Below are 11673 nucleotides of genomic sequence, written 5' to 3' on the forward strand. Positions count from 1 at the left end.
TGACCGACGGCCTCTCGCTCGACGTCGACAACGTCACCGTCAAGGGCGCCGGGCAGGACAAGACCACGCTCAACTTTGCCGGCCAGATGGGCGGGGCCGAGGGCCTGTTGATCACCTCCGACAAGGTCACCATCCGCGACCTGACCGTGCTCGACTCCAAGGGCGACGGCATCAAGGCTAAGGGCAGCGACCAGATCAGCTTCATCAACCTGACCGTCGGCTGGTCGGGGCCGCCGAAGGAGACCAACGGCTCCTACGGCGTCTATCCGGTGTCCTCGACCAACGTGCTGATCGACCGCGTCACCGTCCACGGCGCCTCCGACGCCGGCATCTACGTCGGCCAGTCGAAGAACATCGTCCTCAAGCGCAGCCGCGCCGAGTTCAACGTCGCCGGGATCGAGATCGAGACCTCGATGAACGCCGACGTGTTCGACAACGTCTCGACGCACAACGCCGGCGGCATCCTGGTCTTCGACCTTCCGGGCCTGCCGCAGATGGGCGGCCACTCCACGCGGGTGTTCCACAACCAGGTGGTCCAGAACGACACGCCCAACTTCGCGCCCAAGGGCAACATCGTGGCCCAGGTGCCGACCGGGACGGGGGTGATGGTGATGGCCAACCGCGACGTCCACGTGTTCGGCAACACCATCGACGGCAACCAGACGGCCGCGGTCATGCTGGTCGCCTACACCAGCGATTACGCCGACCTCAGCTACGATCCCCTGCCGCGCGACATCTCGGTGCATGACAACAAGATCGGCCGCAACGGCTTCGCGCCGGCGTTTCCCGGCGGCAAGGAGCTCGCCACCCTGCTGGGCGGCAGCCTGCCGCCGGTCATGTGGGACGGCGTGACCAACTACGTCCGCAAGGGCGCGAGCGCGCCGGAAGCGGCCCGCGTGCGGATCACCGACGGCCCGGTGCTCAATCTGAACCTCGCCAAGCCCGGGGCGCTGCTCACCGCCAGGCCCGAGGTCAAGCCCAGCATCGAGGGCGGCAGCTGGCCGGAGCCCGCTGCCGTCGCCCTGCCGAAGGGGCAGGCCGCGCTTTGAGACGACTGCTCGCCGTCCTGGCGGCGCTCGCTTTCCTGGGAGCCGCCCCTGCGCCAGCGCCCGTCGCGCTCGATGCTCTGATGGCACCGACGCCGGCGCCGACGCTCGCCGCCTACCGGCTCTTCACCGACGCCGCCGGGCGCGTTCCCAACGCGGGCCTCACGCCCTACGCGCTGAACACGCCGCTGTTCTCCGACTACGCCGAGAAGCAGCGCTACCTCTACCTGCCGCCGGGCGCGAAGGCGCACTACCGCCCCACCGGCGTGCTCGACCTGCCGGTCGGGGCGACCCTGGTGAAGGTGTTCGCCTACCCGGCCGACTTCCGCCGTCCGAACGAGAGGGTGCGGCTGATCGAGACGCGGCTGCTGATCCATCGCCGCTCCGGCTGGGTGGCGCTCGCCTATGTCTGGAACGATGACCAGACCGAGGCGGTGCTGAAGCGGGCCGGGGCGCGGCGCGGCGTCGATTTCCTGGACCTGGAGGGCCGGCCGCAGCACGTGGACTACCGCATCCCCAACGCCAACCAGTGCAAGCAGTGCCACTCGCTGGCGGGCCGGCTGGCGCCGATCGGGCCCAAGGCGCGGAACCTCAACGGACCTTACGCCTACGCCGAGGGCGCGGAGAACCAGCTGGCGCACTGGACGCGGCTCGGCCTGCTCGAGGGCGCGCCCGCGCCGGCGTCCGCGCCGCGCACGGCGGTCTGGGACGATGCCCGCGAGCCGCTGGCGGCGCGCGCCCGGGCCTATCTCGACGGCAACTGCGCCCACTGCCACAACCCCAAGGGCGAGGCGAGCAACTCCGGCCTGTTCCTCGATCTCGAGGAGACGCGCCCCAGCGTGCAAGGCCTCGGCAAGCGGCCGGTCGCCGCCGGCCGGGCCTCCGCCGACCTGTTCTTCGACATCGCCCCGGGCGATCCGGACGGCTCGATCCTCACCCACCGCATGGCCTCGACCGAGCCCGGCGTGATGATGCCGGAGCTCGGCCGTTCGGTGGTCCACCGGGAAGGGCTCGCGCTGGTCCGCGCCTACATCGCGAGCCTGAAGAAGTAGCTCCTCACTGGGCGTGGCCGCTCGCCACCACGTGGGCGGCTGAATCGGTCCTGGCCTTCCAGAGCAGGTAGGCGCGGACGTCCTCCACGTCGCCTTCGCTCAGGAAGCGGGCGAAGGGCGCCATGCCCTGGTCCTTCTTCGCGCCGTCGTGGACGATGGCCTTGAAGCCCGCCTGGCTGAGGATCGCGGGCGAGCGCGGCAGGTTCGGCAGGAAGACGCCGCCGCCATGGCAGGTCCCGCAGAACTGGCCGTAGATCGCCGCCCCGTGATCGGCGTTCCCCTTCGACGGCTCTGCGGCCGAAAGATCGAGCGGCGGCAGCACCGCGGGCGCGGGATAGGCCGGCGGCTTCAACGTCCCGCCGAGCCTGAAGACCAGCAGACGGCCCTTCTGCCTCGGCTGGTCGCCGCCCATGCCGCCGGCGCCGCCGTAGCCCACCATCAAAGCCAAGTACTGCTGCCCGTCGAGCGCGTAGGTCATGGCCGGCGCAATGGCGTTCGCGCCGGTGTCGTAGGTCCAGAGCGGCTTGCCCGTGGCCGCGTCGTAGGCCGCGAGCTCGTGGCCCGCGGCGTGGAACACCAGCCCGCCGCCCGTCGCGAGCACCCCGCTTGTCCAGGGCTGCGGGTAGCGCACCGTCCAGCGCGGCTTCGCCAGCGACGGATCCCAGGCGATCAGCTCGCCCATTGGCCGCTCGCGCGCCGCCGCGGCGACGGCGGCCGGCGCGGCGAGCTTGGCGGCGGAAGGTCCGCCCGCCGCGCGCCGCATGCCGGTGTTCCAGGCGCCCTGCTCGAAGCTGAAGCCCTGCGCGTCGGCATAGGAGCCGCGGCTGACCATGGCCGGGATGTAGACCAGGTCCTGCTTCGGGCTATAGGCCATCGGCTGCCAGTTGTGGCCGCCCAGCGCGCCGGAGCGCTGATGGCTCTCGCTCGCGCCTGCGTAGCGCGCGCCGGGCGCCTCAAGAGGTCGTCCGCTGCGCAGGTCGACCTTCGTCGCCCAGTCGACGGGGACGAATTTCTCGGCCGAGATCAGCTTCCCGCTCGCCGCGTCGAGCACATAGAAGAAGCCGTTCTTGTTGGCCTGCATCACCACGTGACGCCTCTGCCCGGCCACCGGCACGTCGGCCACCATCAGCTGCTCGACGGCGTCATAGTCCCAGGCGTCGCGCGGCGTGGTCTGGTAGTGCCAGGCATAGGCGCCGGTGTCGGCGTGCAGCGCGACGATCGAGGCGGCGAACAGGTTGTCGCCCTTGCCGCCGGTGCGGATGGTGTCGCTCCAGGGCCCGGCGTTTCCCGTGCCGGTCAAGACCAGGTCGGTCTTCGGATCGTAGGTGATGGCGTTCCACGGCGTCGCGCCGCCGCCGTTCCTCCTCCAGGCGCCCTCGCCCCAGGTCCTGGCGGCCAGGGTCCGCATGATGGGATCGGAGGCGGCCCCGTCCGGCGCGCCGGAGGGGTTGGGCGTCATCTGGAAGCGCCACTTCAGGGCGCCGGTCGCCGCGTCATAGGCCGAGAGATAGCCGCGGACCGGATATTCCGCCCCGCCGTTGCCGATCAGGATCATGCCTTTTGCGGCGAGGGGCGCGCCGGTGATGGTGTACGGCTGGCGGGGATCGGTCGTCTGGACCGCCCAGCGGACCAGGCCGGTGCGCGCGTCCAGCGCGATCAGCCGCCCGTCGATCGTGCCCACATAGACGCGGCCCTTCCACAGCGCCACGCCGCGGTTGACCACGTCGCAGCAGGCGTTGAAGCCCTTCTCGCCCGGCACCTGCGGGTCGAAGGCCCACAGCCGCTTGCCGGTCTTGGCGTCGAAGGCGAACACCTTCGACCAGGCTGTGGTGGTGTAGAGCACGCCGTCGGCTTCCAGCGGCGTCGCCTCCTGGCCGCGGCTGGTGTCGAAGCTCGCCCACCAGGCCACCCCCAGCTTGCCCACGCTCTGCGGGTTGATCTGCGAGAGCGGCGAGAAGCGCTGTTCGTCATAGGTCCGGCCATAGGTCAGCCAATCCTTGGCGTCGGCGGCCCGGATGCGGGCCGCATCCACGGGCCTCTGGCAGCCGCCAAGCGCCATCGCCGCGCAGAGCGCGGCTGCAACCGGAACCCAAACTTTCATCCTGGACGTCCCCGACGCTTTCTTTTGAGCTTCGCAAACAATTCGCCTCGCGGCGAGAGGTGATCCGGCCGCCGTTGCGCCGGCCGGGCGAACTCGGCCATGCTGATCGCGAGAGCCGGCGTCAGACCGGCCGTTCGGGAGGATGCTTCTTGGCCAACACAGCGACCCGCGCGGCGGGGGCAGGCGCGACGCCCACGCCCGCTTCGCCCGCCACCTTGCGCAAGGTGATCCTGGGCAGCCTGATCGGCACCACCATCGAATGGTACGACTTCTTCCTCTACGGCACGGCTGCGGCCCTGGTGTTCGGCAAGCTGTTCTTCCCCAAGGCCGATCCCCTGACGGCCACCATGGCCTCGTTCGCCACCTATGCGCTGGGCTTCGCCGCCCGGCCGCTGGGCGGCATCGTGTTCGGCCACTTCGGCGACCGGATCGGGCGCAAGCGCCTGCTGATGATCAGCCTCGTCCTGATGGGCGCCTCGACGGCGGCGATCGGCCTGCTGCCCACCTACGCCGCCGTGGGCGCCGCCGCGCCGATCGCCCTGACCCTGCTTCGCCTGATCCAGGGCTTCGCCGTGGGTGGCGAATGGGGCGGCGCCGTGCTGATGGCCGCCGAGTACGGGGATGCCAAGCACCGCGGGACCTGGGCCGGCTGGCCGCAGGTCGGCGTGCCCGCCGGCAACCTGCTGGCGGCCGGGATCCTGGCGGTGATGGCCGCGACCCAGTCCGACGCGCAGTTCGCGGCCTGGGGCTGGCGCGTGCCCTTCCTGCTCTCGGTCGTGCTGGTCGCCATCGGCTGGTGGGTGCGGGTCTCGCTCGCGGAGACGCCGGTGTTCCAGGCGCTCGCCAAGAAGGAGCATGCCCTGCCGCGCGCGCCGCTCCTGGAGGCGCTGAAGAAGCGGCCCGGCGGGATCGCCATCGGCGCCGGCCTCAGGGTGGGCGAGAACATCTGCTATTACGTGCTGACCGCCTTCTCGATCACCTACCTCACCGAGGTCAGCCACTTCTCCAAGGCGCTGGCCCTGAACGCCCTCTTGGCCGGGGCCGCGGTCGAGTGCGTCGCCATGCCGTTCTTCTCCTGGCTCTCCGACCGCATCGGCCGGCGGCCGGTCTACGCGATCGGCGCCGCGGGCCAGGCGCTGTGGGCCTTCGCGTTCTTCAAGCTGCTGGACACCGGTGTCACCCCCCTGGTGCTGGCCGCCGTGGTCGTCGGCCTGGTCTTCCATGGGGCGATGTACGGCCCGCAGGCGGCGTTCATCGCCGAGCTGTTCCCGACCCGCTTCCGCTACTCCGGCGCCTCGTTCGCCTATCAGTTCACCTCGATCTTCGCGGGCTCGCTCGCACCGATGATCGCGCTGGCCCTGTTCCGGTCGACCAGGTCGGCGACCCCGATCGCCATCTACGTGTTCGTCGCCTGCGCGATCAGCGTGGTCGCGGCCCTGATGGCGCGGGAGACCAAGGGCATGAGCTTCGCCGCGATCGATGCGGAGACCCAATGAGCGCCGCCGCCGAGCTCGCCGCGAGGATCCCGGTCACCGCCATTCCCGTCACCGCCCGCCGCAAGGCGGTGCTCGGCGCCGCGATCGGCACCACCGTCGAGTGGTACGACTTCCTGCTCTACGCCACGGCCGCGGCCCTGGTGTTCGGCAAGCTGTTCTTCCCGCACGCCGATCCGCTCACCGGGGCCATGGCGTCGTTCGCGACCTACGCGATCGGCTTCCTGGCGAGGCCGCTGGGGGCGGTGGTGTTCGGCCATTTCGGCGACCGCATCGGGCGCAAGCGGCTGCTCATGCTGTCGCTGTTCCTGATGGGCGGGGCGACCTTCGCCATCGGCCTGCTGCCGACCTTCGCCACCGTGGGCGTCGCCGCGCCCATCATGCTCACCGGCCTTCGCCTGCTGCAGGGCTTCGGGCTGGGCGGCGAGTGGGCGGGCGCGATTCTGATGGCCGCGGAATACGCCGATGCGCCGAGGCGGGGCTTCTGGTGCGGCCTGGTGCAGGCGGGCGGCGCGCTCGGCAACCTGTTCGCCACCGCGATCCTGGCGGTGCTGGCGGCGGTCCAGAGCGAGCACGACTTCCTGGCCTGGGGCTGGCGCGTCCCGTTCCTGGTCTCCTTCGTGCTGGTCGGCGTGGGGCTCTGGGTCCGTTTCTCCGTGGCGGAGAGCCCGGTCTTCGAGGAGGCGCGCCGCACCGCGGGCGGCGTGCACCGCGCGCCGGTGCTGGAGGCGCTGCGGACGCGCCCTGCCGGCGTGGCGCTCGGCTCGGCGCTGAAGCTCGCCGAGAACATCTCCTATTATGTGATGACCGCCTTCGCGATCACCTATGTCACGGACGTCCTGAAGCTGCCGCGCACGGTGGCCCTGAACGCGGTCCTGGCGGGCGGGATCGCCGGGGTTGTGAGCATGCCGCTCTGGTCGATGCTTTCGGACCGCATCGGCCGGCGGCCGGTCTATGCCTTCGGGGCGGCGGGCGTGGCGCTTTGGCTGTTCGCCTTCTTCCCGCTGGTCAGGACCGGCGCGCCCGCGCTCATCGCCTTCGCGATCGTGGCCGGCGTCGCCATCCATTCGGCCATGAACGGGCCGCAGGGCGCCTTCATCGCCGAGCTGTTCCCGACCCGCGTGCGCTACTCCGGCGCGTCGCTCTCCTATCAACTGCCGGCGGTGATCGGCGGCTCGCTCGCCCCGATCATCTCCATCGGCCTCCTGAGGGCGACCGGCTCGACGCTGGCCATCTCCGCCTATGTTGCGGCGGCCTGCGCGATCAGCTTCGTCGCGACGCTGATCGCCCGCGAGACCAAGGGCCGGAGTTTCGCCGAGATCGACGGCTAACGGTCACCCTGCATGCCGCGGCCGCGCTCGGCCGTCTCCTTGCGGGCGCGCTCCAGATCCTCGCCCTCCGGACCTTCGAGCGCGTCCTCGGCCTCCTTGGCCTTCTTCTCGTAGCCGCCCTTCTCCACGAAGGCGCGCTCATCGGCGTCGAACTTGCGCGCCGCCTCGTAGTCGCCTTCGCCCTGGATCTTGTCCTTGTCGGCCATCGCGGGTCTCCCTGATCGCTTCGCCGAGGAAGCGCATCCGCCTGCGGCCGGTTCCCCCGCGACCAGAGATTTGAATAGAGATATTCTATTTGCAAAATTGAAATAAACGATTGGCTCTATCGAGCCAGGAGGCCTAGTGCAGTCACGCCAGGGCCGCGCGCCGCGCGGGCCGGCGATGACAGGGAGACGACGATGAGCCTCGCGAACAGCAAGACTGTGGACAATCTCAAGGCGGCCTTCGCCGGCGAGAGCCAGGCGAACCGCCGCTATCTCTACTTCGCCCAGAAGGCCGACGTGGAAGGCTACAACGATGTCGCCGCGGTGTTCCGCTCGACGGCGGAAGGCGAGACCGGGCACGCCCATGGGCATCTCGAGTTCCTGGAGGCCGTCGGCGACCCCGCCACGGGCCTGCCGATCGGCGGCACCTCCGATAATCTGAAAGCCGCCATCGCCGGCGAGACCCACGAGTACACCGACATGTACCCAGGCATGGCGCGCACCGCCCGGGAGGAGAGCTTCGACGAGATCGCCGACTGGTTCGAGACCCTGGCGAAGGCCGAGAAGTCCCACGCCGGCCGCTTCCAGCGCGCCCTCGACCAGCTGGACTGAGCCCGTTTCCCATGGGTTGCCATCCCGGACGGCCCGATCAGGGTCGATCCGGGACCTAGGGGCGTGCGCACGGGGTTCCTGGGTCCCGGCGCTCCGCTGCGCTTCGGCCGGGATGACAGTGGGATTTGGCGGTGACCGGTGAGTGAAGACGGCAAGGACCCCCGCCGCGAGGGCAGCCTGGATGCCCCCTTCCGGCGTCCGATCGCCTGGCGGGACGACGACTACTACGACCTGGAGAAGGTCCACGCCGAGCTGCAGCGCCAGTTCGACGTCTGTCACACCTGCCGCCGTTGCTTCAATCTCTGCGACACCTTCCCGCGCCTGTTCGACGCGATCGACGAGGGGCCGACCGGCGAGGTCGACGGGATCGGGCCCAAGGAGCACGCCCACGTCAACGAGGCCTGCACGCTCTGCGACATGTGCTTCCTGACCAAGTGCCCCTATGTCCCGCCGCACCCCTTCGACATCGACATCCCGCACCTGATCCTCAGGTACCGCGCCGCCAGGCGGCGGGCCGGCGAGCGCGAGTTCGTGCGCGAGCAGCTGGGCCGCACGGACCGCAACGGCAAGCTCGCCAGGCCGGTGGCCCCGGTCGCCAACTGGGCGAGCGCGCGCCGGAACACGCCGCTGCGCAAGCTGCTGCAAGCGATCGCCAGCATCGACGCCGAGGCCGAGCTGCCCCGCTACCACGCCAAGACCGCCGAGGACCGGCTGAAACGGCCGATCGCGCCCAATCCGGCAGGCCCCGCCTTCGGCCAGCGCAAGGTCGCGCTCTATGCGACCTGCTATGTCGACTACAACAAGCCCGACACCGCCGTCGCCGCCGCCAAGGTGCTGGCGCACCAGGGCTGCGAGGTCGAGCTCGTCTACCCGGAATGCTGCGGCATGCCGGAGCTCGAGGCGGGCAATGTGGCCGACGTGGCGGGCCGGGCCGAGCGCGTGGCCAAGGCGTTCGCCCCCTACATCGAGCGCGGGTTCGAGGTGTTGGCGCTGACCGCCAGTTGCGGGCTGATGATGAAATTCGAATGGCCCTTGATGGTCCCGGAGAGCCCGGCCGTCATGGCGCTGTCGCGGGCGACGCGCGACGTCAGCGAATACGTGGTGGAGCTCAATCGCGCCTTGGGTCTTGCGCCCGGCCTGAGCGCGATCGCCGGCGGCGTCACCATCCACCACGCCTGCCACGCGCGGGCGCAGAACATGGGCGCGAAGTCGGCCGAGATGCTGCGGCTGATCCCGGACACCGCCGTCGAGCTGGTGGAGCGCTGCTCCGGCCACGGCGGCACCTTCGGGGTGATGCAGGAGACCTTTCCGGTCGCGGTCAAGGTCGGCAAGCCCGCGGCCCGCGCGGTCGCCCAGAAGGGCTCGGGGACCCTCTGCTCGGACTGCCCGCTCGCCTGCAAGCACCTGGGCCAGCTGCTGGAGACCGAGGTGAAGGACGGCCAGGCCCCGCCCCGCCAGGCGCACCCCATCGAGATCATGGCCGAAGCCTACGGCCTCTAGAGGACCCCATGCCCAGAGACGCGCGCGAGATCACCCCAAACGACCTCCTGACCGACGCCGAATTCGCCAAGGTGAGGCGCGAGCGCCGGACCGCGCTGCTGCCCATCAAGCGGCTGCGCCGCATCGATCTCGGGCCGATCTGCACGGTCCATTTCGAGTGCTACGAGACCATGCTGTTCCAGATCCAGGAGATGCTGCTGATCGAGAAGGGCGGCGACGAACAGGTGCCGGACGAGCTCGCCGCCTACAACCCGCTGATCCCCAACGGCTCGGAGCTGGTCGCCACCATCATGTTCGAGATCGACGATCCCGTGCGGCGGGCGGCGACGCTCGCCAGGCTCGGCGGAGTCGAGGACTGCTTCTTCCTGCAGGTGGGCGAGGACCGGATCCGCGGCCGCCCCGAAGGCGACGTGGAGCGCACCCGCGACGACGGCAAGGCCTCGTCGGTCCACTTTGTCCGCTTCCCGCTGCAGCCGGAGCACGTCGCCCGCTTCCGCGATCCGGCGACGACCATCCTCGTGGGTTGCGACCACGAGCACTACAGCCACCTGGCGGGGATCTCGCCCGCCACCCGCGCCGAGCTGAGCCGCGACTTCGCCTGAGCCGTCAGGCGTCGCTCCAGCGGGCGAACGACCGTTCGATCGGAGCCGGGGCCGCGGCGAGCGGGATCGTGAACGTGAAGCGCGCGCCGCCGCAGCTTTCGGCGCTCATCCGGCCGCCCAGCTGCCTGAGGATGGCCTCGATGATGCTGGTCCCCAGACCCTGGGCCGCCGCCTCGTCCGCAGGGGCCAGCCCGGGACCTTCGTCGGCCACGACGAGGCTCAGCAGCCCGCTCGAAACCCGCGCCTGGATCCGCAGCCGGCCGCCGTCGGCGCCATAGGCATGCTTCCTGGCGTTGATGGCGCATTCGTTCACCAGAAGGCCGATCTGCTGCGCCGCGGCGGCCGGCAGCCGCACGGCATCCGCATCGATCTCGCAGACGAGGCCGACCGCGACTTCGATGACCGGGCAGAGCCCGCGAAGGAAGCCGGCCAGGTCGACCAGGGCGTCGGATTGCGGCAGGCTGAGGAAGCGATGCAGCTGGCCCACCGCCGCCAGGCGGGCCATGGCCTCGTCGAGCGCCTGCTGGGTCTCGGATTCGGCCGCGCGCAGGCGCTGAAGGCCGAGCACGTCGATCGCCAGCTGCAAGCTGTTGGCGATCCGGTGGTTCAGCTCGCGGATTTCCCAGTCCGCAGCCCGGCCTGTGGGAGTCTCGCGCTCACGGGCGAGATCGAGCGCGACGAAGGGCTGCTGATGATCCATGTGACGGCGCCTCTCGCGCCGCGCCGGCCTCGCGCACGCGTGACAGGTGGATGTCCCTCGCCGCCCACCGAGCAGTAGAAATTCGGCGAAACCTTGGCGGCGATCTTCACGCCCCCGAGATTTACCGAAGATTTACTAATTCCCGCGCCGGGCGCTCCCGGGTTCATTGTATTTGCAAGCAAAAAGGGCCGCCTTGCGGGCGGCCCTCGGATCGTCCGGCGCCCGTGCGGCGCTAGAAGATCTCGAACAGTCCGGCCGCGCCCATGCCGCCCCCGACGCACATGGTGACGACGCCGTACTTCGCGCCGCGCCGCTTGCCCTCGTAGAGCAGGTGGGCGGTGCAGCGGGCGCCGGTCATGCCGTAGGGGTGGCCGATGGAGATCGAGCCGCCCGAGACGTTCAAGAGCTCGTCCGGAATGCCCAGCTTGTCGCGGCAATAGAGCACCTGGCTGGCGAAAGCTTCGTTCAGCTCCCAGATGCCGATGTCTTCCATCTTCAGGCCGTTGCGCTCCAGGAGCTTGGGGATCGCGAAGACCGGGCCGATGCCCATTTCTTCCGGCCCGCAGCCGGCGACCGCCATGCCGCGATAGGCGCCAAGGGCTTCCTTGCCGCGCTTCTCGGCTTCCTTGCGTTCCATCAGCAGCACCGCGGCCGAGCCGTCGGAAAGCTGGCTGGCGTTGCCGGCGGTGATGAACTTGCCTTCCTTCACATAGCGGCCGCCCTTGAACACCGGCTGCAGCTTTTCGAGGTCCGCCAACGTGGTCTGCGGACGGTTGCCCTCGTCGGCGCTGATGGTGATTTCCTTGTCGGCGGTCTCGCCGGTCTCCTTGTTGACCACCACCTTCATGACGGTGGTCATGGGGGCGATCTCCTTGTCGAAGCGGCCTTCCGACTGCGCCTGGGCGGTGCGCTGCTGCGAGCGCAGGGCGTACTCGTCCTGGGCCTCGCGAGAGACGCCATAGCGCTCGGCGACGACCTCGGCGGTCTCCAGCATGGAGGTCGCCAGCGCCGGGACGTGTTCCGACAGCCAGGG

Annotated in this window: 11 protein-coding genes and 1 pseudogene; 7 read left to right on the plus strand and 5 right to left on the minus strand. The window is 70.1% G+C overall.

Features of this window, described 5'->3' with window-relative positions:
- Nucleotides 1-1049: parallel beta-helix domain-containing protein (locus VLI41_RS14740; RefSeq protein WP_325268841.1), on the plus strand; the 1049-nt coding region annotated here is incomplete at its 5' end.
- 80 nt (nt 1050-1129) lie between these two features.
- Complete coding sequence (locus VLI41_RS14745; protein WP_325268842.1) at nt 1130-2098, plus strand: SO2930 family diheme c-type cytochrome; 969 nt, start codon at nt 1130-1132, stop codon at nt 2096-2098.
- A gap of 4 nt (nt 2099-2102) precedes the next feature.
- On the opposite strand, the gene VLI41_RS14750 is transcribed toward VLI41_RS14745, so the two are convergent.
- Nucleotides 2103-4199 (minus strand): PQQ-dependent dehydrogenase, methanol/ethanol family, encoded by a 2097-nt coding sequence (locus VLI41_RS14750; RefSeq protein WP_325268843.1) that lies wholly within the window; start codon nt 4197-4199, stop codon nt 2103-2105.
- 149 nt (nt 4200-4348) lie between these two features.
- On the opposite strand from VLI41_RS14750, the gene VLI41_RS14755 reads away from it, so the two are divergent.
- Together VLI41_RS14755 and VLI41_RS14760 are read left to right on the plus strand one after the other, a co-directional pair.
- Complete coding sequence (locus VLI41_RS14755; protein WP_325268844.1) at nt 4349-5695, plus strand: MFS transporter; 1347 nt, start codon at nt 4349-4351, stop codon at nt 5693-5695.
- Entirely contained in the window at nt 5692-7023 is a 1332-nt protein-coding gene (locus VLI41_RS14760) for an MFS transporter (RefSeq protein WP_325268845.1), read from the plus strand. The genes VLI41_RS14755 and VLI41_RS14760 overlap by 4 nt, the downstream gene beginning before the upstream one ends.
- Here the strand turns inward: VLI41_RS14760 and VLI41_RS14765 are convergent.
- Nucleotides 7020-7229: a hypothetical protein gene (locus tag VLI41_RS14765; RefSeq protein ID WP_325268846.1), complete on the minus strand. Its 210-nt coding sequence runs from the start codon at nt 7227-7229 to the stop codon at nt 7020-7022. The two genes, VLI41_RS14760 and VLI41_RS14765, sit on opposite strands and share 4 nt — an antisense overlap.
- Before the next feature lie 192 nt (nt 7230-7421).
- On the opposite strand from VLI41_RS14765, the gene VLI41_RS14770 reads away from it, so the two are divergent.
- A complete protein-coding gene (locus tag VLI41_RS14770; RefSeq protein ID WP_325268847.1) occupies nt 7422-7838 on the plus strand; it encodes a rubrerythrin family protein in 417 nt (138 codons plus the stop codon).
- A gap of 21 nt (nt 7839-7859) precedes the next feature.
- Here the strand turns inward: VLI41_RS14770 and VLI41_RS14775 are convergent.
- Nucleotides 7860-7965: pseudogene (locus VLI41_RS14775) on the minus strand (hypothetical protein); the annotation flags it as partial.
- An 11-nt stretch (nt 7966-7976) separates the two neighbouring features.
- Between VLI41_RS14775 and VLI41_RS14780 the strand changes: the two are divergent.
- Both VLI41_RS14780 and VLI41_RS14785 read left to right on the plus strand, forming a co-directional pair.
- Nucleotides 7977-9338 carry a (Fe-S)-binding protein gene (locus VLI41_RS14780; protein ID WP_325268848.1) on the plus strand — a complete coding sequence of 454 codons (1362 nt, stop codon included), beginning with the start codon at nt 7977-7979 and terminating at the stop codon, nt 9336-9338.
- 8 nt (nt 9339-9346) lie between these two features.
- Nucleotides 9347-9940, plus strand: coding sequence for a DUF3501 family protein (locus VLI41_RS14785; RefSeq protein ID WP_325268849.1), 594 nt, complete (start codon nt 9347-9349; stop codon nt 9938-9940).
- Between the two features lie 4 nt (nt 9941-9944).
- On the opposite strand, the gene VLI41_RS14790 is transcribed toward VLI41_RS14785, so the two are convergent.
- Together VLI41_RS14790 and VLI41_RS14795 are read right to left on the minus strand one after the other, a co-directional pair.
- Nucleotides 9945-10640 (minus strand): sensor histidine kinase, encoded by a 696-nt coding sequence (locus VLI41_RS14790; protein ID WP_325268850.1) that lies wholly within the window; start codon nt 10638-10640, stop codon nt 9945-9947.
- 232 nt (nt 10641-10872) lie between these two features.
- The coding region (locus tag VLI41_RS14795; protein ID WP_325268851.1) for an acetyl-CoA C-acyltransferase at nt 10873-11673 on the minus strand (801 nt) is incomplete at its 5' end.

It is taken from the genome of Phenylobacterium sp. (assembly GCF_035475775.1).
Classification (GTDB): Bacteria; Pseudomonadota; Alphaproteobacteria; order Caulobacterales; family Caulobacteraceae; genus Phenylobacterium.

Bases quoted from the DNA above. Each gene is read 5' to 3' on its own strand.
- VLI41_RS14745 (WP_325268842.1), top strand. From the start codon at position 1,130: ATGGCACCGACGCCGGCGCCGACGCTCGCCGCCTACCGGCTCTTCACC.
- VLI41_RS14750 (WP_325268843.1), bottom strand. From the start codon at position 4,199: ATGAAAGTTTGGGTTCCGGTTGCAGCCGCGCTCTGCGCGGCGATGGCG.
- VLI41_RS14765 (WP_325268846.1), bottom strand. From the start codon at position 7,229: ATGGCCGACAAGGACAAGATCCAGGGCGAAGGCGACTACGAGGCGGCG.
- VLI41_RS14770 (WP_325268847.1), top strand. From the start codon at position 7,422: ATGAGCCTCGCGAACAGCAAGACTGTGGACAATCTCAAGGCGGCCTTC.
- VLI41_RS14790 (WP_325268850.1), bottom strand. From the start codon at position 10,640: ATGGATCATCAGCAGCCCTTCGTCGCGCTCGATCTCGCCCGTGAGCGC.
- VLI41_RS14785 (WP_325268849.1), top strand. From the start codon at position 9,347: ATGCCCAGAGACGCGCGCGAGATCACCCCAAACGACCTCCTGACCGAC.
- VLI41_RS14760 (WP_325268845.1), top strand. From the start codon at position 5,692: ATGAGCGCCGCCGCCGAGCTCGCCGCGAGGATCCCGGTCACCGCCATT.